Source organism: Burkholderia sp. LFS061, assembly GCF_047978125.1.
GTDB classification, from domain to species: domain Bacteria; phylum Pseudomonadota; class Gammaproteobacteria; order Burkholderiales; family Burkholderiaceae; genus Burkholderia; species Burkholderia pyrrocinia_C.
On record NZ_JBFPFS010000044.1, the window covers coordinates 16,458 to 40,042 of the forward strand.

A 23,585-nucleotide genomic window follows, 5' to 3' on the forward strand; every position below is an offset into this window, starting at 1 on the left:
ATACCGGCACGCGATGTTTCGCATGCCGTATCGACTGCCGGTCAGATCGCCTGATCGGTGGACGGTTTTTCCCACAGATTGATGCCGCCTTCCGTCGCGTAACGATCGATCTCCGCGAGTTCCTCCGACGAGAATTCGAGGTTCTTCAGCGCACCGACGTTTTCACGCACCTGCTCGGCACGGCTCGCGCCGATCAGCGCGGACGTCACGCGGCCATTGCGCAGCACCCACGCAAGCGCCATCTGCGCGAGGCTCTGGCCGCGCCGTTCGGCGATCGCGTTGAGCTTGCGCACATGCTCGAGGTTGTCCGCGCTCAGGTGATCCTGCTTCAGCGAACCGCCGCCCGGCTTGTTCACGCGCGCGTCGGCCGGCACGCCGTTCAGGTACTTCGACGTGAGCAGCCCCTGCGCAAGCGGCGTGAACGCGATGCTGCCCGCGCCGACGTCGTCCAGCGCGCCGAGCAGGTCGCTCTCGATCCAGCGGTTCAGCATGTTGTACGAAGGCTGGTGGATCAGCAGCGGCACCTTGTACTGCGCGAGCAACTCGGCCATCTCGCGCGTCTTCGCCGCCGAATACGACGAAATGCCGATGTAGAGCGCCTTGCCCTGCTGCACGGCCGACGCGAGCGCGCCCGCCGTTTCCTCGAGCGGCGTGTGCGCGTCGAAGCGGTGCGAATAGAAGATGTCGACGTAGTCGAGCCCCATCCGCTGCAGGCTCTGGTCGAGACTCGCGAGCACGTACTTGCGAGACCCGCCGCCGCTGCCGTACGGCCCCGGCCACATGTCCCAGCCGGCTTTCGTCGAGATCAGCAGTTCGTCGCGATACGGCAGGAAATCCTCCTTCAGCAGCCGGCCGAAGTTGGTTTCGGCGCTGCCGTACGGCGGCCCGTAGTTGTTCGCGAGATCGAAGTGGTTGATGCCGAGGTCGAACGCGGTGCGCAGGATCTCGCGCTGCGTCGAGATCGGCGTCGAGTCGCCGAAGTTGTGCCACAGGCCGAGCGACAGCGCGGGCAGTTTGAGCCCGGATTTGCCGCAGGTGCGGTATTGCATGTCCACATAACGTTCGGAAGCTGCTTCGTAGGCCATGAGTATTTCCCGTCAGGACGTCGGAGGGAGGGGCGCGCGCCGGCCGCGCACAGGGCGCGACGGCGGCGAAGAAAACGCTCGACGGCTATGGTAACGAAGGCGGCCGATGCGCGCACGGCGATGGACGCGGCCGCGGTCGTCGCCTACACTGCGGCGTCTCGAATCACCGTTTCAGCGAGGTTGGTATGTCCCGCGTCATCTCGGTTGCGCTGCTCGTCGGTGGCGTCGTGCTGCTGTATTTCGGCGGCCAGTCGTTCCATTCGATCAACGACAACATGTCGCGCCTCTTCACCGGCTCGCCCGCCACGAAGACGATCCTGCTGATCGTGGGCGGCGCCGTCGCTTCGTTCGTCGGCCTGATCGGCCTCGCGATGCCGGGCGGCAAGCGCTGATCGCGCAGCCGCGCGAACGGCCCGCGTCACCCTGATCGGGCCGCGCAAAACGAAACGGGCGGCCAGGCCGCCCGTTGCTTCATTCGCCCGCGATGCGCCGCATCGCGTGATCGTCGCGGCCTCGCCGCGCCGACCGGTCCGCACCTAGAACTGCACTTCCGGCTTCGCCGCCGAGCGCGTGCCGGGCACCGGCCGGTTTCTCGCGCCGTGGTACGTGTACACGAGCGAGAACTTCACCTGGTCGGAACGGTTCTGCCCGGCCGAGTGCAGTGTGTTGCTGTGGAAAAACACGACGTCGCCCGCCTGGAGCGACGGGCACGTGGCCGCGTCGATCATCTTCCGGTTCTCCGGCAGGTCGCTGCGGAAGAACTTCGCATCGTCGAACGCTTCAGGCCCGAATTCGGCCGTATGCGAACCCGGCACGAGCCACAACGCACCGTTCTCGTTCGTTTCCGGCCCCAGCGCGAGCCATACCGACACCATGTCCGAACGCTCGAACGCCCAGTAGCGGAAGTCTCGATGCCAGCCCGTCAGGCTGCCGTACGCGGGGTGCTTCGTCATCATGCAGTTGTGATGCGCGCGCGACAGCACGGGCTCTTCGCCGAAATACTCGCGCATCCACGCGCCGATTTCGGGTGCGACCGCGCGCTCGGCAAATGCCGGGTCGCGCGAGTACGCATCGAGCAGCCGCCGCACCGTGTGCCCGCCCGGCGCATGCTTCGACTCGGGTGCGCCCGGGTAGCGCAGGTCCGCCTCGAATTCGATCGGCTCGGCAGCCTCCTGCAACTGCCGCGCTGCAATCCGTTTAAGCGCCGCGCATTGCTGCTCGCCGACGAGGCCACGCGCGACGACGAACCCGCGTTCGCGCAATTCCGCGACTTGCGCGCGGATCGATTCCGACTGCAATGGAGACGACATGGGATGCCAGACGTTTATTGTGTGAATGTGACGATTGTAAATCGGCGCCGGATGCCGCGAACAGCGCCATTGTCGTACGCAGGGGCATGCCAATCGCCGATTTGATCTGGCGCAAGGGAACTGTGCGGCACGGCGTTGGCCTCACCGACAGGCGGTATGCGGCACACGCCTTGCGGCACAAGGGTTTATCGCGACTTTTGCCCGTCATGAATCCCCTGTAGCCTGTCGCGGCCTGTCAATTCTGGCGGGCGCGGCGCGCAGCGGCTTTCGATATGATCCGTTGCGTCATCCGAGGCCGTTCATACCAGTGCGCTCTTCAAGGGCGCCATCCATACAAGCGAAGCATCGTTCACATGCCATTCCGTCTGACTTCCCGTCTCAACCGCGCTGCGAAGCGCGTCGCGCCGTCCGCTCCTGCCCGCCCGCTGCGCCATCACCGCGCACGCACGCAGGCGCTGGCCGAGCGCGCGCCCGCGCATGGCCGGCTCGACGGCATCCGCGCGTGGTTCCACGCGTTTTTCTCGATGATGAGCGCGCAGACGTTCGCACGCCGTGCCGGCCTGCGCTCGCTGCTGCAGAAGCCGTCGTCGCTGCGCGCGCTCGCGCTGCGCCGCGCGCTCGGCCCGCAACGCCGCGTCAACCGCCCGCGCCGCCTCGCGGCCAGCAACGGCTGGTTCGGGTTCGGCGCGCGCTGAAGCAGCGCCGGCGGGCACAGCCCGCCATGATCGCCGCCGTTGCGCCGGCGATCGGAATCCATAAAAAACCCCGGCAATGCCGGGGTTTTTCGTTTCGGGCGAACGACGCTTACGCGACGCGTGCCGTCGGCTCCACGCCGGCCGCTTCGGCCAGCGCGAGCGCCTTGTCGGTCGCTTCCCACGAGAATTCCGGCTCTTCGCGGCCGAAGTGGCCGTAAGCGGCCGTCTTCTCGTAGATCGGGCGCAGCAGGTCGAGCATCTTGATGATGCCCTTCGGACGCAGGTCGAAGTGCTCGCGCACGAGCTTCGTGATCACCGCATCCGACACGCGGCCCGTGCCGAACGTGTTGACCATCACCGAGGTCGGCTCGGCAACGCCGATCGCGTACGACACCTGGATCAGCGCGCGCGACGCGAGGCCGGCGGCGACGATGTTCTTCGCGACGTAGCGGCCTGCATACGCAGCCGAACGGTCGACCTTCGACGGATCCTTGCCCGAGAACGCGCCGCCGCCGTGCGGTGCGGCACCGCCGTACGTATCGACGATGATCTTGCGGCCCGTCAGGCCGCAGTCGCCCTGAGGGCCGCCGATCACGAACCGGCCGGTCGGGTTCACGAGGAACTTGATGTCGCCCTTGATCAGGTCGGCCGGCAGCGTCGGCTTGATGATTTCCTCGATCACGGCTTCGCGCAGCGCGGGCAGCTCGATGTCCGGTGCGTGCTGCGTCGACAGCACGACGGTGTCGATCGAATCGGGCTTGCCGTCGACGTAGCGGACCGTCACCTGCGACTTCGCATCCGGGCGCAGCCATTGCAGGCGGCCGTCGCGGCGCAGGCTGGCCTGGCGCTCGACGAGACGGTGCGACAGGTAGATCGGCAGCGGCATCAGTTCCGGCGTTTCGTCGCACGCGTAGCCGAACATCAGGCCCTGGTCGCCCGCGCCCTGGTCGAGGTTGTCGTCGTGGGCACGATCGACGCCCTGGGCGATGTCCGGCGACTGCTTGTCGTACGCGACGAGCACCGCGCAACCCTTGTAGTCGATGCCGTAGTCGGTGTTGTCGTAGCCGATGCGCTTGATCGTGTCGCGCGCGATCTGGATGTAATCGATGTTGGCCGTGGTGGTGATTTCACCGGCCAGCACGACGAGACCCGTGTTGCACAGCGTTTCCGCCGCAACGCGCGAATATTTGTCCTGCTCGAGGATGGCGTCGAGAATCGCGTCCGAGATTTGGTCCGCGACTTTGTCCGGATGGCCTTCGGAGACGGATTCGGACGTGAAGAGATAATCGTTTGCCACTTTTTCAGGCTCCTGTGTGGTTACGGTTGGTTTCACGTAGCCAGCTTCGTTGGGCCTGAAGCGGCGACGCTTTAGCGGATTACCAGGACCGGGCAGCGCGCTTCGCGCCAGCCGGCTTCGCCCCGCAAGTTGTCAGTTAACTCGGCGAAGCCCGTATTATAGCGGCTTTCCTGAATTGTCACAGAGCGCCGCCCGTGCTGTTTCTTCCGCTGTCTTACCACCCTGCTCGCAACGCGCCGGCCATCCGGCCCCACGGAGGTGCCGCATGCTAGGCCGCCTCGGCACGCATCTCGCCATCGGCTTCCTGAAGCTGCTCGCCCTGTTGCCGTACGGCCTGACCGCGCGGCTCGGCGACGGTCTCGGCTGGCTGCTGTACCAGATCCCCAGCCGGCGAAAGCGCATCGTACACACCAACCTGAAACTCTGCTTCCCGGACTGGAGCGACGAACGGCGCGAGGAAGTGGCCGGCCTGCATTTCCGCCATGCGATCCGCAGCTACGTCGAGCGCAGCTACCAATGGTTCGCGTCGGAACAGGCCTACCGCAAGCTGTTTACGGTCGAGAGCGAGGTCGACCTCAGCGATCCGGACATGCCGCCGACCCTCTTGCTTGGTTTCCATTTCGTCGGCATCGAGGCCGGCTCGATGGCGCTCAATCTCGCGCTCGGCCGCATGTGCGGCTCGCTTTACACGCCGATGAAGAACCCGGAAATCGAGGCTGCGGCCAAAGCCGGCCGCAGCCGTTTCGGTGCGGAGCTGGCGAGCCGGGCAGACAGCGCGCGTACCGTGCTGCGCTGGCTGCGCGATCGCAAGCCGGTCATGTTGGGCGCCGACATGGACTACGGGCTGCGCAACTCGACGTTCGTGCCCTTCTTCGGCGTACCCGCCTGCACGCTGACGGCTGTCGGCCGGTTCGCAAAAACCGGCCACGCGCAAGTTCTGCCCTTTATCGGCGAGGTGCTGCCGAACTACAAGGGTTACCGGCTGAAGGTGTTCAAGCCGTGGGATCACTACCCGACCGGCGACGACGATCTCGACGCGCGGCGGATGAACGAATTCCTCGAGGAACAGATCCCGCTGATGCCTGAGCAGTACTACTGGGTCCACAAGCGCTTCAAGACGCGCCCGCCCGGCGAACCGAGCCTGTACTGACCCTGCCGGGCGAAACCCGCGGGCGCGCCGTCATGCGCGCGCCTGCGCCCTCGCCACCTTCGGCGCGCCTTTCGCGCGCGCCTGCCAGAGATCGAACGCAGCCTGCTGTGCGAGCCATAGATCCGCACGCCCGCCGCTGTCCTCGCCCAGCCATGCTTCGAGACGCAGCGCCATTTCCGGCGAGATGCCGGCATGGCCGTGCAGGATCCGCGACAGCGCCGCGCGCGTCACGCCGAGCTGCGCGGCGGCCTCGGTAACGGTCAGGCCGAGCGCCGGCAGCACGTCATCGCGCAGCGCTTCGCCCGGATGGGGCGGATTGAAGATGCGTGTCATGGCTTAAATCACCTCAGTGGTAATCCTGGTAATTCACCAGGACGACATCGGAGCCCTCAAACCTGAACGTCAGGCGCCAGTTACCGCTCACGCTCACCGCGTATTAACCTTCCAGCCCGCCGGCAAGACCGTGCAACCGCCAGCCCGGCACGTTCATGTCGAACGGCCGGCTCGCCACGTCGAGACGGGCAAGCTGGCGCCGCAGTCTTGGAGCATGGTCCGGCAGGATGCCCGCCTTGCTCCCGTTCATGAAAAACGCTTCCAGCCCCTTGTGCTGCCATGACTTGATCATGGACCTCCCACACTGAAGTCGCGATGTCGACAGCATGGCCTACAGGCGTATAGCCAGACTACACGAATCGCTTGATCACCTTGTCAATTTGACCCGTACGAAAACGCTCATCCGGGTCGTCCCGTGCTTTCACCGTGCATCGGGCACGCATGGTCAAGCCTCGCCTGCGCTGCGACAACGCCCACCACACCGCGTCAATTTGTCCCCTCGCCACTGACGCGACCAGTCGACCGATCGACAGATACCGCCCATCCCGTCTCCACTGGCGACGCGAAACGCCCGCCCGCGCGGGACGCCCCTGTCGGCTGCATGTATCATTTACGGCTGAGATCAGCACGACGAACGAGGCCGCCCGGCATGGCCGCGGGCCGTTCGCGTCGTGCTGGCCACCTTGTTCGCCATGGAATTCCGGACCCAGTGAAACTCTCGTTCACCAAGATGCACGGCGCGGGCAACGACTTCGTCGTGCTCGACGGCTATTCGCGCGCGTTGCCGCCGCTCACCGAAGCGCAGGTGCGCGCGCTCGCCAACCGGCACTTCGGCATCGGCGCCGATCAGTTGCTGCTCGTCGAAAAACCGACCGTCGAAGGCGCGGATTTCAAGTACCGGATCTTCAACTGCGACGGCGGCGAAGTCGAACACTGCGGCAACGGCGCGCGCTGCTTCGTGAAATTCGTCAGCGACCGCGGCCTGACCGACCAGCGCAGCGTGCGCGTGCAGGTCATGAAGGGCCTGATCACGCTGACGCTGCAGGACAACGGCGAAGTCGTCGTCGACATGGGTGCGCCCGTGTTCGCGCCGGCACAGGTGCCGTTCGATACGGCCGGTCCGGGCGCGTCGGGCCTCGTCGGTCGCACGGAAGGCCGCGACACGCTGTGGCCGCTCGACGTCGGCGGCGCGACGCGCTGGATTTCGACGGTGTCGATGGGCAATCCGCATGCGGTGCAGGTCGTCGACGATGTAGAAGCGTATCCCGTGCTGGAAGAAGGCCCGCTGATCGAGCGCCACGCGCGCTTCCCGCAGCGCGTGAACGCCGGCTTCATGCAGATCGTGTCGCGCAATGAAGTGAAGCTGCGCGTGTACGAACGCGGCGCGGGCGAGACGCTCGCGTGCGGCACGGGTGCGTGCGCGGCGGTCGCGGCCGGCATCCGGCGCGGCCTGCTCGATTCGCCGGTGACCGTGCACACGCACGGCGGCACGCTGACGATCGGCTGGGACGGTGCGCGCGACGAAACCGCCGCGCTGATGATGGCCGGGCCCGCCACGACCGTGTTCGAAGGCGAGATCGACCTGAACGCCTGACCCTGCAACGTCCTTGATAATTGAACGCTCCAGCCACATGAACGATCGCGAAGTCGCCGACTACCTGCTCGCCAATCCCGAATTCTTCGCGCAGCACGCCGAACTGCTCGCGACGATCCGTCTCGCGAACCCGCACGGCAAGGCCGCGATCTCGCTGCAGGAGCGGCAGATGGAGATGCTGCGCGACAAGAACAAGCATCTCGAGCGCCGCCTCGCCGAACTCGTGCGCTATGGCCACGAGAACGACAGCCTGTCCGCGAAGTTCAGCCGCTGGACCGCGCGCGTGATCGCGGAACGCGATCCATACGCGCTGCCGCGCACGATCGCCGACGGCATCGCCGACGTGTTCGACGTGCCGCAAACCGCGCTGCGCGTGTGGGACGTCGCCGACACCTACGCGCAGGCCGACTTCGCGCGCCAGGTCGGCGAGGAAGTGCGGCTGTTCACGAACGGCCTGTCGACGCCGTACTGCGGCGCAAACACGGGCTTCGAAGCCGCGCAGTGGCTCGCGCCCGCGGTAGCCGCCTCGGCCGCGAATGCGGCGGAAGGCGCTGAAGCCGCGCCGGCCGGCGACGGCTCGGCCGCATCGGTCGCACTGCTCGCACTGCGCGCGCCGCTCGCCGGCGCCGACGCGCCCGCGTTCGGCCTGCTGGTGCTCGGCTCGCCCGATCCGCGCCGCTTCCACGACGGGATGGCCACCGACTTCCTCGCGCAGATCGCGACGCTCGCGAGCGCGGCGCTCACGCGCCTGCTGCCGCACTGACCGCGCACGCGATGACAGACGATCCGGTCGCCGCCTACCTGTCGAACCTGAAGCACGTCAGGCAGCTGTCGGAACATACGCTGCGCGCGTACACGCACGAACTCGACGAACTGAAGAAGCTCGCGGCCGGCCGGCCGCTCGACACGCTGACGGCCGTCGACATGCGCGGCGCGGTCGCGCGCGCGCATGCGGGCGGGCTGTCCGCGCGCTCGATCTCGCACCGCCTTTCGGCATGGCGCGCGTTCTACCGCTGGCTCGCGCAGCGCATCGAGATGCCCGCGAACCCGGTTGCCGCGGTGCGCGCGCCGAAGCGCCCGAAAACGCTGCCGAAGGCGCTGTCGGTCGACGACGCGTCGGCGCTGATGGACGCACCGCTCGCCGGCACGACCGAGAGCATCCGCGATCACGCGATCCTCGAACTGTTCTATTCGTCGGGGCTGCGCCTGGCCGAGCTGATCGGGCTCGACGTCATGTACACACAGGCCGACGGCTACCGCTCGGCCGGCTGGCTCGATCTCGCCGAAGCCGAGGTCACCGTGCGCGGCAAGGGCAACAAGGAGCGCAAGGTGCCGGTCGGCCGCAAGGCGATCGATGCGCTGAATGCGTGGCTCGCGGTGCGCGGCGAATTCGTGAAGCACGACCCGCATCCGCTGTTCGTGTCGGTGCGCGGCAACCGGATGTCGCCCGGCGTCGTGCGCGACCGCGTGAAGCGCGCGGCGCTCGCCGCGGGCATTCCCGCCAACGTCCATCCGCACGTGCTGCGCCACTCGTTCGCGACGCACGTGCTGCAGTCGAGCGGCGACCTGCGCGCGGTGCAGGAACTGCTCGGCCACGCGAGCGTCGCCGCGACGCAGGTCTATACGTCGCTCGACTTCCAGCATCTCGCGAAGATTTACGACAGCGCGCATCCGCGCGCGAAGAAGCGCGACTGACGCGCGTCCCGTGTTACCCGCCGCGCGCGGCGACCGGCAACGGTCGGCGTCGGGCGCGGCCCATTTCGATCCCATCATGCAAACCGTCACACTCAAGCCGTCCAAGGAAAAATCGCTGCTGCGCCGCCATCCCTGGATCTACGCCAATGCGATCGACCGCGTCGACGGCAAGCCCACGCCCGGCGCAACCGTGATCGTGCGCACGCACGACGGCCGCTTCCTCGCGCGCGGCGCGTACAGCCCGCAGTCGCAGATCCGCGTGCGCGTGTGGAGCTTCGACGAGAACGAGCCGATCGACCACGCGTTCTTCAAGCGCCGCGTGCAGCGCGCGGTCGCGCACCGCACGACGATGGTGTCGGGCACGGGCGCGGTGCGGCTCGTGTTCGGCGAAGCCGACGGGCTGCCGGGGCTGATCGTCGACTACTACGTCGCGGACACCGCGGAAGCCGGCGCGGCGCCGCGCGGCCAGCTCGTCTGCCAGTTCATGGCCGCGGGCGTCGAAGCGTGGAAGGACGCGATCGTTGCGGCGCTCAGCGGCGCGACGGGCTGCCCGAACGTGTACGAGCGCTCGGACGTGTCGATCCGCGACAAGGAAGGGCTCGAACAGACGACCGGCGTGCTGGCCGGCGATGCGCCGCCCGCGACGCTGATCGCGAACGAAAACGGCGTGCGCTATCACGTCGACGTGCCGAACGGCCACAAGACGGGCTTCTACGTCGACCAGCGCGACAACCGCGCGCTCGTCGCGCAGTACGCGGCCGACCGCGACGTGCTGAACTGCTTCTGCTACACGGGCGGCTTCTCGCTCGCGGCGCTCAAGGGCGGCGCAAAACGCGTCGTGTCGATCGACTCGTCGGGCGATGCGCTCGCGCTCGCGCAGCAGAACGTCGTCGCCAACGGCTTCGATGCCGAACGCGCGACCTGGCTCGACGCGGATGCATTCAAGACGCTGCGCCGCCTCGTCGACGAAGGCGAACGTTTCGACCTGATCGTGCTCGATCCGCCGAAGTTCGCGCCGACCCGCGACAGCGTCGATCGCGCGGCGCGCGCGTACAAGGACATCAACCTGAGCGGCTTCAAGCTGCTGCGCCCGGGCGGCCTGCTGTTCACGTACTCGTGCTCGGGCGCGATCGACATGGACCTGTTCCAGAAGATCGTCGCGGGCGCGGCAGCCGACGCGAAGGTCGACGCACGCATCCTGAAGCGGCTCGGCGCGGGCGTCGATCACCCGCTGCTCGCCGCGTTCCCGGAAGGCGAATATCTGAAGGGCCTGCTGTTGCAAATCGTCTGATCGCCCCGATCTTGGCGGACACCCTGGTCCGCCGGCCCGCCTGGCGGGCCAGCGCTTTCGCCTGTCGTCCGGACGACGGGCGGGGGCTTGACAGGTATGTTTCAATGGATGGTTGTGCGCCCCGGCTCGCAGCGCGAGGGCGCGACGCACATCCTGGTTTTGACCCCGATTCACGAACCACAGGCGACCGACATGGCCACTCCCGTCACCATCCTTACCGGCTTTCTCGGCAGCGGCAAGACGACGCTGCTCAAGCGCATCCTGAACGAACAGCACGGCATGAAGATCGCCGTGATCGAGAACGAGTTCGGCGAAGAGAACATCGACAACGAAATCCTCGTGCAGGATTCGAACGAGCAGATCATCCAGATGAGCAACGGCTGCATCTGCTGCACGATCCGCGGCGACCTCGCACGCGCGCTCGGCGATCTGGCCGCGAAGAAGCGCGAAGGCAAGCTCGACTTCGACCGTATCGTGATCGAGACGACCGGCCTCGCGAACCCGGGCCCCGTCGCGCAAACCTTCTTCATCGACAGCGAAATCGCCGACGATTTCCTGCTCGACGCGGTCATCACGCTCGTCGACGCGAAACACGCGGACGCGCAGCTCGACGAACACGAAGTCGTGCAGCGCCAGGTCGGTTTCGCCGACCGCCTGTTCATCACGAAGTCGGACCTCGTCGACGACCAGACCGTCGCCGATCTCAAGCACCGCCTGATGCACATGAACCCGAGGGCCGCGATCAAGGTCGTGAATTTCGGCGAAGCCGACATCAAGGAAATCTTCGACCTGCGCGGCTTCAACCTGAACGCGAAGCTCGAGATCGACCCCGACTTCCTCGCCGAGGACGATCACGCGCACCACCACCACGATCACGACCATGATCACGATCACGCCGATTGCGACCACGATCACGGTCAATGCGCGCACGATCACGACCACGGCCACCACCATCACCACCACGCGCACCACGACGACAAGATCAAGTCGTTCGTGTACCGCAACGACCGCCCGTTCGACCCGAACAAGCTGGAAGACTTCCTCGGCGGCATCCTGCAGATCTACGGCGAGCGGATGCTGCGCTACAAGGGCGTGCTGTTCATGAAGGGCGTCGACCGCAAGGTCGTGTTCCAGGGCGTGCACCAGATGATGGGCAGCGACCTCGCCGCCAAGTGGCTGCCGGCCGAAAAGAAGACCAACAAGATGGTCTTCATCGGCGTCGACCTGCCGCAAGACCTGATCACCGACGGCCTCGACGCCTGCCTCGCCTGACGCGCGCGGGCGCCGCATTTGCGGCCCTTTTTGCCCCTTTGCGCCCCGCCCGCGCCGCCGCTTTCGCGGCGGCCCCGGCGGCGGCGTGCGGGCAGGGTTTCGCCGTCATCGCTTTTTCGCGATTTGCGCGTTATATTTTCTAGATATTGGCGCAGCCGACGGGGATCGACCCGATACGGCGCCCGCTTGCGATTCAGTTACAATACGTGCCCGCTGGAGTACGGCAACAAACAGGCCCGGTTCTTGCTGAACCAGTTTTCCGGGCATCGCAACCGCGCCGGATCGCCAATCCGCCACCCGGCCGCGGCCGATGCGATCTGCCGCGCAGCACACCGGTTCGCCGCGCGCGCAAATCCGCGCCAGGCCTATCCTGGTATTTGAGAACCGGTTTTCCAGAGGCTTTCGGCCCCGCGGCGGCAAATCGCAAATGATTGCAAGCGCGGTTGCGGGTAATCCCAAAGTGCAGGCAATATCTCTTGATTTGCCGCACATTGAAGAAGCAAGCAGATGACGAAGAAACTCTTGACCGAAGCCGAAATCCTGAAGATGAGCGACAAGGATTACATGAATGAGGATCAGCTCGCCTTCTTCAAAAATCGGCTCGAACAGTTGCAGGCGGACATCCTCAAGAATGCAGGCCAGACGACCGAGAACCTGCGCGAAACGGTGATCGTCCCCGATCCCGCCGATCGCGCGACGATCGAGGAAGAGCACGCGCTCGAGCTGCGCACGCGCGATCGCGAACGCAAGCTCCTCAAGAAGGTTCAGCAGTCGCTCGCCCGCATCGATTCCGGCGATTACGGCTGGTGCGAGGAAACCGGCGAGCCGATCGGCATTCCGCGCCTGCTCGCGCGTCCGACGGCCACGCTGTCGCTCGAGGCGCAGGAGCGCCGCGAGTTGCGCCAGAAGCTGTTCGGCGACTGATCGAGCGGCGTTCCGCTCCGACACGCTGCTTCCCGAAAGCGCGCGGCCTGCCGCGCGCTTTTTGTTTTTCCGGCACCGGTTCCCCACCGGCCGATTTGCCTCCCGCCTCTTGATATCTCCGCGCCCGCCCTAAAATGAAACGGACGCGCGCCGGGCCGCTCCCCGGCGCACTGCGATTCACGCGGCGGCGCCTCGCGCTGCCCGACTCTTCCCCGTTTTTCTCAAGGAACGCAGATGGAGCAATTTCACGGCACGACCATCGTTTCGGTCCGGCGCGGCGACAAGGTCGCGCTCGGCGGCGACGGCCAGGTAACCCTCGGCAACATCGTCATGAAGGGTGGCGCGCGGAAAGTGCGGCGGATCTATAACAACCAGGTTCTGGTCGGATTCGCGGGCGGCACCGCCGATGCGTTCTCGCTGCTCGACCGCTTCGAGGCGAAGCTCGAGAAGCACCAGGGCAACCTGACCCGTGCGGCCGTCGAACTCGCGAAGGACTGGCGCACCGACCGGATGCTGCGCCGCCTCGAGGCGATGCTGATCACGGCCGACGCGACCACCACGCTCGTGATCACCGGCAACGGCGACGTGCTCGACCCCGAAGGCGGCATCTGCGCGATCGGCTCGGGCGGCGCGTACGCTCAGGCCGCGGCCCGCGCGCTCGCCGAGAACACCGAGCTGTCGCCGCGCGAGATCGTCGAGAAGTCGCTCGGGATCGCCGGCGACATGTGCATCTACACGAACCACAACCGCATCATCGAAACGATCGAGTAAGGACCGCCCCATGAGCACCATGACCCCTGCCGAGATCGTCTCGGAACTCGACAAGCACATCATCGGCCAGAACAAGGCGAAGAAGGCCGTCGCGGTCGCGCTGCGCAACCGCTGGCGCCGCCAGCAGGTCGCCGATCCGCTGCGCACGGAAATCACGCCGAAGAACATCCTGATGATCGGGCCGACGGGCGTCGGCAAGACCGAAATCGCGCGCCGCCTCGCGAAGCTCGCCGATGCGCCGTTCATCAAGATCGAAGCGACCAAGTTCACCGAAGTCGGCTACGTCGGCCGCGACGTCGACAGCATCGTGCGCGACCTGATCGAGATCTCGGTCAAGCAGACGCGCGAATCCGAGATGCGCAAGGTGCGTAGCAAGGCGACCGACCAGGCGGAAGACCGCATCCTCGACATCCTGCTGCCGCAACCGCGCGCGGTGGGCTTCGGCGGCAATGCCGAACACGCGAACGACGACAACAACGCGACGCGCCAGACGTTCCGCAAGCGCCTGCGCGAAGGCCAGCTCGACGACAAGGAAGTCGAGCTCGACCTCGAGCAGCCGTCGGTCGGCATGGACATCATGGCGCCGCCCGGGATGGAAGAGATGACCGAGCAGATCCGCTCGATGTTCTCGAACCTCGGCAGCGGCAAGAAGCAGCGCCGCAAGGTGAAGATCAAGGAAGCGCTGAAGCTGCTGACCGACGAGGAAGCGGCGAAGATGCTCAACGACGAGGAAGTGAAGACGAAGGCCGTGCAGAACGCCGAGCAGAACGGCATCGTGTTCCTCGACGAGATCGACAAGATCACGTCGCGCAACAATGAAGGCAGCGGCGGCGAAGTGTCGCGCCAGGGCGTGCAGCGCGACCTGCTGCCGCTCGTCGAAGGCACGACGATCAACACGAAGTACGGGATGGTGAAGACCGATCACATTCTGTTCATCGCGAGCGGCGCGTTCCACCTCGCGAAGCCGAGCGACCTGATTCCGGAACTGCAGGGCCGCTTCCCGATCCGCGTCGAGCTCGAATCGCTGTCGGTGGAAGACTTCGAGGCGATCCTCGATGCAACCGACGCGAGCCTCGTCAAGCAGTACCAGGCGCTGCTCGCGACCGAAGACGTGCAGCTCGAATTTGCCCGGGACGGCATCCGCCGCCTCGCGGAAATCGCGTATTCGGTCAACGAGAAGACCGAGAACATCGGCGCGCGCCGGCTGTACACGGTGATCGAGAAACTGCTCGAGGAAGTGTCGTTCTCGGCCGGCAATCACGCCGGCGAGCGCGTGACGATCGACGCGACGTATGTCGACCGCGCGCTCGGCGAAGTGGCGCAGGACGAGGATCTGTCGCGCTACGTGCTGTAACGCGGCACCCGGCATCCGACGAAAAACGGGCGGCTCCAGTGGAGTCGCCCGTTTTATTTGGAGCGGGCGCGGCGGCCTGCCGACGCCGGCCCGTCAGCGGTCGTACTCGACCGACACCGTAAACTGCATGTCGAACGGATCCGACCAGCTCAGACTCGCGAACGAAAAATCGGTGCTGCCCGTCCAGCCGGCCACCGACGGAAACGCCACACCCTGATCGCCAAGCACGTTGAGCGTCACGGCGGTGCCCGGCTGCGCGGGCGTGGCGCGCGCGGTCCCGTTGACGAAGACCGCCGACGCCTGCCCCGCCGGTGTCGCGCGAATTTGCACGTTGCCGCGTTTGACGTACGGCAGCCCCGCTTTCGAGGTCCAGCCGAGCGGGAAGGTCGCGCCGCCCGCGAACGTGCCGGCCGTGCCCGGCGTCAGCATGTCGCGCGTCGACTGCGCGGGGTCGTGCCACTGATACTGGCGCAGCGCGTCGGGCAACGGCGACGGAGTACGCAGCCGGACCGTATAGCTCTTTGCCGGCGCGGCCGTGCTGCCGTTCTGGTAGAGGTCGATCGTATAGGCGCTGAACGGCTTGATGTCGGCCAGCTCCGCTGCGCTCAATTGCGGCTTCGACCACGCGGTGTTGTTGCGCGGCGCGTCGCCCGGCCACGTGAACACGCCCTGGTTCGCCGGGTCCTGCGCGACGCCGGCCAGCCGATAGTTGTTGCGGCATTGGCTGCCCTTCGCGAGCGCGGCGAGCTGGGCCGGCGTCTGCCCGCTAGCGATCTGCGCGCGGATATTGAGCGTGTCGCACGTGCCGCTCGACGGCTGGAGGAACACGCCGTTGTGCAAGCCCGGGCCGTTGACGATCGCGAAATCCACGGCCTTGCCATCAGCATCGACGATTCCGACCTGCAGGTTCAGCGAGTCGACGAAAGCGTTGGTGCCGGTCGACGGATTGGCCGGATTCAGCCAGTCCCACTTCTGCGCGTTCGCATTCACCTTGCTCAGCACCGCGCGCCGGTTGCCGATCACGCGCCAGCCGGCGTCGCCGCTCGTTCGGGCGCCCTCCTTCACCGCCAGCTGCACATGCTGCTGCATGCCGTCGCGAATGCCGTCCGCGCGCGTCCACGACAGCTTGACCCACATCGTGTCGCCGGCCACCACACGAATCACTTCCGGCAGGCTGAAGCTCGCGTTGTTCATCGCATCGTCGGCCACGATGCCCGGCGCCGTGCCGAACTCCTGTTGCGACGACATCCCGTTGTTGAGGTAGGCCGCGGGCACGCCGGCGTTCAACGCGCCGGACGCGACGTCGTCGACGACGAGCCGGCTGCAGGCCGGCACGCCGCCGCCGAGACGCGCGACGGCGGTGGTGCCGGCGAAGCATTGGTTGAACGCGGCCTGCAGCGATGCGAGATCGCTGGCGCTCGGCAGGCTCGACAGCGGCACGCCGTTGATGGTCGCGACGGCCGGCAGGCTGGCCTTGTCGCCGGCTTGCGGTGCGACGCCGGGCGCGAGCCGAAGCTGCGCGGGCGTATCGCTCGAAGTGCCCGCCACCGAGCTGATCTGCACGCCGCCGTCCGGCAGCACGTTGACCTTCAACTGGTCGAGCAGCCGGTCGAGCCCAGGCGCGCCGGCGGTCAGCGACCCGGCGATCAGGTCGGCGCCGGTGTTGCCGGTCGCGGCCAGCACGTCGGCCAGCGCAGCGGAGTAGGCCTGCACGGTGCCGGCGACGGCCTGCGCCGTCACCTTGCTCTGCAGCAGTCCGGTGTTGCCCAGCAATTTCGTGGGATTGTCGCCAACGATCGTGGCGGCGATCGCATTCGTGAGCGGCGTGATGTTGATCGTCTGCGTGCCCGCGGTGGCGCTGAGCGAGATCAGCGTCGCCTGCGAATCGGCGACATTGCCGACGGCCGACAGCGCGAAGGGCGCGGTCATGCCGGTCACCGTGCAATGGAACGCACCGGTGGTCGCGTCGGCCGGACAGTCGGCCGATTTGCCCGTCGCGTCGACGAGCGTGACGGTCGCCCCCTGCATCGCGGCACCCGCCGCCGCGACGCCGCTGACCGTCTGCGCGGCCGGCGGCGGCGAGCCGCCGGACGACGAATCGCTGCCGCCCCCGCAAGCAGTCAGGACCAGTGCGGCAATACCGAGTACGACAGGTGTGCGTTTCATTGCTTTTCCCCGAGGACCTTCTGGTTATTGCGTGACATACGCGCCGCGCACGCACGCTGAATGGCGGGGATTCTCGCAAAACCGATTTTCCGGATCATCATCCAGGTAGATGAAAATCGCGATCGCGCATACCCCTGTTCGCAAAGGACCTGTGATAGCCTGACCGAACATTCGGGGTTCGAAGCAAATCATCAGACCAAAGACCGATGCGCCGCGATTGCCACGCGAGCCAACGGGAAGCGGGGAAGAACAATGCAAAGAGACCACCTCATCGGCGACCTCTATGAGGCCGCGCTGCGCCCGGACAGCTTTCTCGAAGTATTTCATCAGGTATCCGAATCACTCGGCGCAAACGTTTTTCACATGTTCAGTTGGGACTCCGCGCACAATGCGCCGCAGTTCTCGATCTACTCCCCGCGCGCGGAACTGGAAAGTGTCGTCGCGCTCTACGACCAGTACTACGGCGCACTCGATCCGCGCCGCAGCTTTGTCGAGCAGGCACCGCTCGGGCAATTCGTCTGCTGTCAGGATCACCTCACCGAGCAGGATGTCGCGCGCAGCGAATTCTTCCAGGACTACCAGATTCCGTCAGGCATTCGTTATCTGATGGGCGTCCGCCTGGCGCGCCAGGGCGGCGACGACATCCTGCTCGGGTTGCTGAGGGCTTGCGGCCGCCCGCCTTACTCGCCCGAGGAACGCACGGCGCTGTCGGGCATGGCCGGACATCTGCAACGCGCGATCAACCTCTGGCAGGATGCGAACGTGCTGCACCGCGACGCCGCGCTCGGCGCCGAACTGATGGAAGAGCTGGGTCTGGCCGTGTTCGCGCTGGACCGGCATGCGCGTGTCGTCTTCGTCAATCGGGCAGCGGAGTCGATGTTGCGCGCGACGACCTGTCTCAAGCTCGAGCATGGACACCTGAGTGCCGCGAGCGCGCCGCACAACGATGCGCTGAAGGCCGCGCTGGCACGCGTCGCGAAGACCCGCAACGGCGAGAGCCTCGCGCTGGCGGGCTCGCTGGACGGCGCCCACGAAATCTTTCTCGGCATCGCCGCGCTGGCCGGGCCGGCGCTCCATGCCGCGTTCGGCGGCGCGACGATGCTCGTGACGGCCAGACGGCGAAGCGCCGCGCCGCTCGTCGTCGCGCAACAACTGCGGCAGGCGTTCGGCCTGTCGAGTGCCGAAGCCGCGGTGGCGGAGGCGTTGATCGGCGGCAAAACACCCGAGGAATGCGCGGCGAGCGCCCGGGTGTCGCTCGCCACCATCCGCACCCAGTTGCGCGCGATCTACGAGAAAACGCATTCGCGAAACCAGGCCGAGGCTGTGGGAAGAATGCTGTGGGTACTTCCGCGGCGCCCACGCGAAAACTGACGCAACGAATCGGCAGCTGTCGCGCCCCCGGCCGCCGGTGCGCTCCCGCGGCGATCCTCGCGGCGAACCGCTACCGCATGCGCCCTCGCGCGAACGGCTTGCCGCGCGAAACCGCGCGCGCCGGACTTACTGCCGCACCGGCTTCTTCGCGAGCTTGCGCTGCAGCGTGCGGCGGTGCATGTTCAGCGCGCGCGCGGTCGCCGAGATGTTGTTGTTGTTCTCCGCGAGCACGCGCTGGATGTGCTCCCATTCAAGCCGGTCGACCGACAGCACGACCGGATTCTCGAGCGCCTCGTCGGCCTGCACTTCGGTCGCGTTGGTCTGCAACGCGGCCAGGATCGACTCGACGTTCGCGGGCTTCGCGAGATAGTTGTCGGCGCCTTCCTTCACGGCCTGCACGGCGGTCGCGATGCTCGCGTAGCCGGTCAGCACCAGAATCCGCGCATCGGGCTGCAGGTCGCACAGCGGCGCGATCAGGCTCAGGCCCGAATCCTCGCCGAGATGCAGGTCGACGGTGATGAACTGGAACTTGCCGCCCGCGGCGAGCCTGAGCGCCGTCTCCTTGTCGTGCGCCTGCTGGACCGCGTAACCGCGCCGCTCGAGGCCGCGCGCGAGCGTGCCCGCGAACACCTCGTTGTCGTCAATCACCAGGAAATTGTTCTCGCTCATGTGGTTTCTCCGTCTACGTGTTGGTTGAGGCTGCCGGCGCCGCGACGCGCACGACCGGCAGGCGCAGCACGGCCCGCGTACCGCGCCCGGCGGTTGCGCCGGCCGCGCGGCTGTCCGGCGTGCCTGCCGTTCGTTCGGCCATGCGTTCGCCCGCGCGTTGGCCCGATGCAGCAGCAGCCTGGCCGTTCGCCGCACCGCCGGCCCGCCCGTTGCCGCCCGCCGCGCGCGGCGTGACATCGGACAGTTCGATCGCGCCGCCGAGCCGCACGGCCGCACTGAACGCGAGATACAGGCCGACCCCGTGCCCGCCCTGCGTGCTGTCGACCGGCATCGCGCCGAGCGATTCGCGCAGCGCGGCCGGAATGCCGGGCCCGTCGTCGCATACCTCGAATTCGATCTCGTCGGCCGCGCGGTCGTGCGCGACCTTCGCGGCCAGCGTCACGCGCTGCGGGCTCGCGCGCGCGGCGTTGTCGAGCAGGATCGTCAGGATCTGGCCGGCCGCGACCGTGTCGTCGAGCGCGACGCCCGCCGGACGCGCGCCGAGCAGCTCGAACTGCACGTGCGGATGCCGCAGGCGCCAGTGTTCGACGAACGTGTCGAGCCAGTCGTCCACCGGCTGGCGGCTCGCGGGCGCGGTCGCGCGGCTGCGCAGGCGCGCAAGCGCCGACGTGCAGAGCGTCATCTGTTCCTCGAGCACCTTCAGGTCGGCCTCGTAGCGGGCCAGCCCCGGATCGGCGCGCGCCGCGTCGCGCAATTCCTCGGCGAGCATCGCGATCGTCGACAGCGGCGTGCCCATCTCGTGCGCGACGGTGGCGGCCTGCACGCCGAGCGCGACCGCCCGCTCGTCGCGCAGCAGGTGCTGCTGCGCTTCGCCGAGCGCCGCATCGCGCTGGCGCAGCGCATTCGACATGCGCGCGACGAACCACGCGATCAGCCCGACGCTGACCATGAAGTTCGCCCACATCCCGGTGCGGTAGTAGTCGAACAGGTTCGCGGGATTGTCCATGTTGAGCGGCACCGAATCGAAGCCGAGCGCCGCATAGCACGCGACCGCGAACGCCGCGAGCCAGATCATCAGGTGCCACGGCAGCACGGCCGCCGCGATCGCGAGCGACGGCAGGTACAGCGACACGAACGGGTTGGTCGTGCCGCCCGACAGGAACAGCAGCGCGGACAGCGCGCCGAGGTCGACCCACAGCTGGCCGAGCAGCTCGAAATTGGTCTCGGGCCGTGCGCGCAGCACGCGCACCCAGGTCAGCGCGTTGAAAACGATTTCGAGCGCGATGACCATCAGCATCGCAGGCAGCGGTAGATGCACGCCGAAATAGGTCTGCACGACGCCGATCGTCACGAGCTGGCCGACGATCGCGAGATTGCGGAGCCAGAACAGGTGACTGAGGTTGACGCGCCCGGTGGTGGTGATTCGTTGCATCCGGGCAGTTTACCCGTTTAGCGGGCGGCGCCTCCAGCGGGGCCGGATCGAAGCGCGGGCACGAAGCGCACCGCGTGCCCGGCCGGCGCCGTCAGCCGGCCGCGCCGGCCATGCGCCGCGCGATCTCGTCGGCCAGGCACTCGGGGCACCGGCAGCGCACGCCGGCCGCGTGCAGCGTGACGACGGTCATAGCCGGCATCGACGCGCACCAGCAGTCGAACGGCTGCGTGTGCGCGCCGCAATCGAAGCCGCGCCCGCAGTGCGGGCAGCGCGCGCGGCGCGGGGCGGAACAGGCGTCGGCGGCGGAATCGGTCATGGCGCAATCGCGGAAACGGGCGTGAAGTCGCCCCACGCGACAAGCATAGCGCGGCGCACGGATTTTGCGCGCCGGCCGCCCGGCCGAGGTTCGTCGCGAGCGCACGCGAACCTGCCCGCCGCCGCCGCCCGCGCACCGTCGCCCGCATCCCACAGCGCCATAGCCGGCGGGCCGCTGCGTGCGGTGTCCGAGCCGCGCCGCCAGCGCTCCGGCCCACCCAAAAACACGATGCTGCGCTGCGCCACTCCTGTACAATTCGCCGTGTTTCAACCGTTCCCAGCCTGAGCCGCCGCCATGTCCGAGCCCATCGACCTCTCGCAGATCGCCCCCACGCTGAAAGCAGAAATCCTCGCCGAGGCGCTGCCGTACATCCGCCGCTACCACGGCAAGACCGTGGTCATCAAATACGGCGGCAACGCGATGACGGAAGAGCGGCTCAAGCAAGGTTTCGCGCGCGACGTGATCCTGCTGAAACTGGTCGGCATCAATCCGGTGATCGTCCACGGCGGCGGTCCGCAGATCGATCAGGCGCTGAAAAAGATCGGCAAGGCCGGCACCTTCATCCAGGGCATGCGCGTCACCGACGAAGAGACGATGGAAGTCGTCGAATGGGTGCTGGGCGGCGAAGTGCAGCAGGACATCGTGACGCTGATCAACCATTTCGGCGGCCACGCGGTGGGCCTGACGGGCAAGGACGGCGGCCTGATCCACGCGCGCAAGCTGCTGATGCCGGACCGCGACAACCCGGGCCAGTACATCGACATCGGCCAGGTCGGCGAAGTCGAGGCGATCAACCCGGCAGTCGTGAAGGCGCTGCAGGACGACGCGTTCATCCCGGTGATCTCGCCGATCGGCTTCGGCGAAGACGGCCTGTCGTACAACATCAACGCAGACCTCGTCGCGGGCAAGCTCGCCACGGTGCTGAACGCCGAGAAGCTGCTGATGATGACCAACATCCCGGGCGTGATGGACAAGGACGGCAACCTGCTGACCGATTTGTCCGCGCGCGAGATCGACGCGCTGTTCGAGGACGGCACGATCTCCGGCGGCATGCTGCCGAAGATCTCGTCGGCGCTCGACGCCGCGAAGAGCGGCGTGAAGTCGGTGCACATCGTCGACGGCCGGATCGAGCACTCGGTGCTGCTGGAAATCCTGACCGAGCAGCCGTTCGGCACGATGATCCGCTCGCATTGAGCACGCGCCGCAAGGCCGCCAGCCCCGACCTGCCGGCCCCGCTGCGGCGCCGGCGCATCTCGCGCAGCCGGCCGCGCGCCGGTGCGCCCGTCTGGCTGTTCGATCTCGACAACACGCTGCACCACGCATCGCACGCGATCTTTCCCGAGATCAACCGTGCGATGACGCAATACATCATCGATGCGCTCAAGGTCGAGCGCGCCGAAGCCGACCGCTTGCGCACCGGCTATACGCAGCGCTACGGCGCCGCGCTCCTCGGCCTCACGCGCCATCACCCGATCGATCCGCACGACTTCCTGCGCGCGGTTCACACGTTTTCCGATCTCCCCGCGATGGTGCGCGCCGAGCGCGGCCTCGCACACATCATCGCCGCGCTGCCGGGCCGCAAGTTCGTACTGACCAACGCGCCGGAGAACTACGCGCGCGCGGTGCTGCGCGAACTGCGCATCGAACGGCTGTTCGAGCGCGTGATCGCGATCGAGCACATGCGCGACCGCCGCACGTGGCGCGCGAAGCCCGACCACACGATGCTGCGCCGGACGCTGCGCGCCTCGCATGCGCGCTTTTCGGATGCGATCCTCGTCGAGGATACGCGCGACCACCTGAAGCGCTACAAGCGCCTCGGCATCGGCACGGTCTGGATTACCGGCCATCTTCCCGGCCACCTGCCGGGTACCGGCCGCCCGCATTACGTCGACCAGCGGATTCGTTCGTTAAAATCGCTGCGACTGGGCACACGATCGGGGCGACAGAAATGCAGCCGACTTACCCGCAGGACCAAGCCGTAACGGAAGGCCAGGCCACACCCTCCCGCCCGCGCCCGAAGCCGGGCGAGCGCCGCGTGATAATCCTGCAGACGCTCGCGGCGATGCTCGAGGCGCCGAAGCGCGAGAAGATCACAACGGCCGCGCTCGCGGCCCGGCTCGACGTGTCGGAAGCCGCGCTGTACCGCCATTTCCCGAGCAAGGCGAAGATGTACGAAGGGCTGATCGAGTTCATCGAGCAGTCGCTGTTCGGCCTCGTCAACCAGATCGTCGCGAAGGAGCCGAACGGCGTGCTGCAGGCGCGCACGATCGCGCTGACGATGCTCAATTTCGCCGCGAAGAACCCGGGGATGACGCGCGTGCTGACGGGCGAGGCGCTGGTCGGCGAGGACGAGCGGCTCACCGAGCGCGTGAACCAGTTGCTCGACCGCATCGAAGCGACCGTCAAGCAATGCCTGCGGGTTGCGCGCACGGAGGCGAATGCGCCGCAGGACGGTGCAACGCCGTTCGTGCTGCCGGCCGATTACGATCCGGCTGCACGAGCGAGCCTGCTCGTCAGCTACGTGATCGGCAGGTGGCATCGCTTTGCGAAAGGCGGGTTCCAGAAATCGCCCGGCGAGCAGGCTGATGCGCATTTGAGGCTGATCCTGCAGTAAGCGAAGCGTTGCCGACAGCACAACCCCTCTCGCGGCTCCGGCACGACCGGCGAGCGCGTGTCGCCGCTGCTCGTGCCCCGGGCGCCTCCATCGCGACCCGCGACGCTTCGCGCCCGAAAACCGGTGGCCGCGTCGCGAAATCCGCGTCCCGCCGAATTCCGCTATACTTTGCCGACTTGCCGCCTCCTCGGCGGCAGGTCGGAAGCGCGCCGATTTGCTGACTCGATTGCGGGCGCGCGAACCGGC

23 protein-coding genes and 1 pseudogene are annotated in these 23,585 nt (G+C 67.1%); 15 read left to right on the plus strand and 9 right to left on the minus strand.

Annotated elements, in window-relative coordinates; genetic code table 11:
• Positions 1-41 precede the first annotated feature (41 nt).
• Entirely contained in the window at positions 42-1,085 is a 1,044-nt protein-coding gene (gene mgrA / locus ACNQQL_RS28985; protein ID WP_347067481.1) for an L-glyceraldehyde 3-phosphate reductase, read from the minus strand.
• A gap of 185 nt (positions 1,086-1,270) precedes the next feature.
• Between mgrA and ACNQQL_RS28990 the strand changes: the two genes are divergently transcribed.
• Positions 1,271-1,477 (plus strand): DUF3185 family protein, encoded by a 207-nt coding sequence (locus ACNQQL_RS28990; RefSeq protein WP_034179318.1) that lies wholly within the window; start codon positions 1,271-1,273, stop codon positions 1,475-1,477.
• Positions 1,478-1,621: 144 nt separating this feature from the next.
• Here ACNQQL_RS28990 and ACNQQL_RS28995 read toward each other — a convergent pair whose 3' ends face one another.
• Positions 1,622-2,395, minus strand: a complete 774-nt coding sequence (locus ACNQQL_RS28995; RefSeq protein ID WP_347067484.1) for a phytanoyl-CoA dioxygenase family protein — start codon at positions 2,393-2,395, stop codon at positions 1,622-1,624.
• A gap of 353 nt (positions 2,396-2,748) precedes the next feature.
• Between ACNQQL_RS28995 and ACNQQL_RS29000 the strand changes: the two genes are divergently transcribed.
• On the plus strand, positions 2,749-3,090 hold the full coding sequence (locus ACNQQL_RS29000) for a hypothetical protein (RefSeq protein WP_072437584.1): 342 nt from the start codon (positions 2,749-2,751) through the stop codon (positions 3,088-3,090).
• 109 nt (positions 3,091-3,199) lie between these two features.
• Here ACNQQL_RS29000 and metK read toward each other — a convergent pair whose 3' ends face one another.
• Positions 3,200-4,387 (minus strand): methionine adenosyltransferase, encoded by a 1,188-nt coding sequence (gene metK / locus ACNQQL_RS29005; RefSeq protein ID WP_006482984.1) that lies wholly within the window; start codon positions 4,385-4,387, stop codon positions 3,200-3,202.
• Positions 4,388-4,652: 265 nt separating this feature from the next.
• Between metK and ACNQQL_RS29010 the strand changes: the two genes are divergently transcribed.
• Positions 4,653-5,537, plus strand: coding sequence for a lipid A biosynthesis lauroyl acyltransferase (locus tag ACNQQL_RS29010; RefSeq protein WP_347067486.1), 885 nt, complete (start codon positions 4,653-4,655; stop codon positions 5,535-5,537).
• 30 nt (positions 5,538-5,567) lie between these two features.
• On the opposite strand, the gene ACNQQL_RS29015 is transcribed toward ACNQQL_RS29010, so the two are convergent.
• Positions 5,568-5,870, minus strand: a complete 303-nt coding sequence (locus ACNQQL_RS29015; RefSeq protein WP_105389518.1) for a HigA family addiction module antitoxin — start codon at positions 5,868-5,870, stop codon at positions 5,568-5,570.
• Positions 5,871-5,883: 13 nt separating this feature from the next.
• Positions 5,884-6,162, minus strand: a pseudogene (locus ACNQQL_RS29020) (type II toxin-antitoxin system RelE/ParE family toxin).
• A 357-nt stretch (positions 6,163-6,519) separates the two neighbouring features.
• Between ACNQQL_RS29020 and dapF the strand changes: the two are divergent.
• The 8 genes from dapF to hslU all read left to right on the plus strand — a co-directional run bounded on the left by dapF (position 6,520) and on the right by hslU (position 14,771).
• Entirely contained in the window at positions 6,520-7,464 is a 945-nt protein-coding gene (dapF, locus tag ACNQQL_RS29025; RefSeq protein WP_347067489.1) for a diaminopimelate epimerase, read from the plus strand.
• 37 nt (positions 7,465-7,501) lie between these two features.
• Entirely contained in the window at positions 7,502-8,227 is a 726-nt protein-coding gene (locus tag ACNQQL_RS29030) for a DUF484 family protein (protein ID WP_310135693.1), read from the plus strand.
• 11 nt (positions 8,228-8,238) lie between these two features.
• Positions 8,239-9,159: a tyrosine recombinase XerC gene (gene xerC, locus ACNQQL_RS29035; protein ID WP_347067491.1), complete on the plus strand. Its 921-nt coding sequence runs from the start codon at positions 8,239-8,241 to the stop codon at positions 9,157-9,159.
• A gap of 76 nt (positions 9,160-9,235) precedes the next feature.
• Positions 9,236-10,450 (plus strand): class I SAM-dependent rRNA methyltransferase, encoded by a 1,215-nt coding sequence (locus ACNQQL_RS29040; protein WP_347067493.1) that lies wholly within the window; start codon positions 9,236-9,238, stop codon positions 10,448-10,450.
• Between the two features lie 96 nt (positions 10,451-10,546).
• Positions 10,547-11,722 carry a CobW family GTP-binding protein gene (locus ACNQQL_RS29045; protein WP_175749039.1) on the plus strand — a complete coding sequence of 392 codons (1,176 nt, stop codon included), beginning with the start codon at positions 10,547-10,549 and terminating at the stop codon, positions 11,720-11,722.
• A 507-nt stretch (positions 11,723-12,229) separates the two neighbouring features.
• Positions 12,230-12,646 carry an RNA polymerase-binding protein DksA gene (dksA, locus tag ACNQQL_RS29050; RefSeq protein WP_006477498.1) on the plus strand — a complete coding sequence of 139 codons (417 nt, stop codon included), beginning with the start codon at positions 12,230-12,232 and terminating at the stop codon, positions 12,644-12,646.
• A gap of 234 nt (positions 12,647-12,880) precedes the next feature.
• The gene (hslV, locus tag ACNQQL_RS29055; protein WP_006755256.1) at positions 12,881-13,417 is read left to right on the plus strand and encodes an ATP-dependent protease subunit HslV; all 537 of its coding nucleotides are present in this window, start codon (positions 12,881-12,883) and stop codon (positions 13,415-13,417) included.
• A 10-nt stretch (positions 13,418-13,427) separates the two neighbouring features.
• Positions 13,428-14,771: an ATP-dependent protease ATPase subunit HslU gene (hslU, locus tag ACNQQL_RS29060; RefSeq protein WP_347067496.1), complete on the plus strand. Its 1,344-nt coding sequence runs from the start codon at positions 13,428-13,430 to the stop codon at positions 14,769-14,771.
• A 93-nt stretch (positions 14,772-14,864) separates the two neighbouring features.
• Here hslU and ACNQQL_RS29065 read toward each other — a convergent pair whose 3' ends face one another.
• On the minus strand, positions 14,865-16,937 hold the full coding sequence (locus ACNQQL_RS29065) for a hypothetical protein (protein ID WP_347067498.1): 2,073 nt from the start codon (positions 16,935-16,937) through the stop codon (positions 14,865-14,867).
• Positions 16,938-17,189: 252 nt separating this feature from the next.
• Here ACNQQL_RS29065 and ACNQQL_RS29070 point away from each other — a divergent pair, with 252 nt between their 5' ends.
• Positions 17,190-18,308, plus strand: a complete 1,119-nt coding sequence (locus ACNQQL_RS29070) for a helix-turn-helix transcriptional regulator (protein WP_347067527.1) — start codon at positions 17,190-17,192, stop codon at positions 18,306-18,308.
• 126 nt (positions 18,309-18,434) lie between these two features.
• Here the strand turns inward: ACNQQL_RS29070 and ACNQQL_RS29075 are convergent, their stop codons facing one another.
• The 3 genes from ACNQQL_RS29075 to ACNQQL_RS29085 all read right to left on the minus strand — a co-directional run bounded on the left by ACNQQL_RS29075 (position 18,435) and on the right by ACNQQL_RS29085 (position 20,725).
• Positions 18,435-18,977, minus strand: coding sequence for a response regulator transcription factor (locus tag ACNQQL_RS29075; RefSeq protein WP_011546464.1), 543 nt, complete (start codon positions 18,975-18,977; stop codon positions 18,435-18,437).
• 13 nt (positions 18,978-18,990) lie between these two features.
• On the minus strand, positions 18,991-20,409 hold the full coding sequence (locus ACNQQL_RS29080) for an ATP-binding protein (RefSeq protein ID WP_347067501.1): 1,419 nt from the start codon (positions 20,407-20,409) through the stop codon (positions 18,991-18,993).
• A 91-nt stretch (positions 20,410-20,500) separates the two neighbouring features.
• Entirely contained in the window at positions 20,501-20,725 is a 225-nt protein-coding gene (locus tag ACNQQL_RS29085; RefSeq protein ID WP_347067503.1) for a cysteine-rich CWC family protein, read from the minus strand.
• Between the two features lie 294 nt (positions 20,726-21,019).
• Here ACNQQL_RS29085 and argB point away from each other — a divergent pair, with 294 nt between their 5' ends.
• From argB to slmA, 3 genes are read left to right on the plus strand one after another with little or no spacing between them, the layout of a single operon-like run.
• Positions 21,020-21,919 carry an acetylglutamate kinase gene (argB, locus tag ACNQQL_RS29090; RefSeq protein ID WP_006754950.1) on the plus strand — a complete coding sequence of 300 codons (900 nt, stop codon included), beginning with the start codon at positions 21,020-21,022 and terminating at the stop codon, positions 21,917-21,919.
• Positions 21,916-22,707, plus strand: a complete 792-nt coding sequence (locus ACNQQL_RS29095; protein ID WP_347067505.1) for a pyrimidine 5'-nucleotidase — start codon at positions 21,916-21,918, stop codon at positions 22,705-22,707. The genes argB and ACNQQL_RS29095 overlap by 4 nt, the downstream gene beginning before the upstream one ends.
• Entirely contained in the window at positions 22,674-23,339 is a 666-nt protein-coding gene (gene slmA, locus ACNQQL_RS29100) for a nucleoid occlusion factor SlmA (RefSeq protein ID WP_347067507.1), read from the plus strand. Before ACNQQL_RS29095 ends, slmA begins: the two co-directional genes overlap by 34 nt.
• Positions 23,340-23,585: the final 246 nt, after the last annotated feature.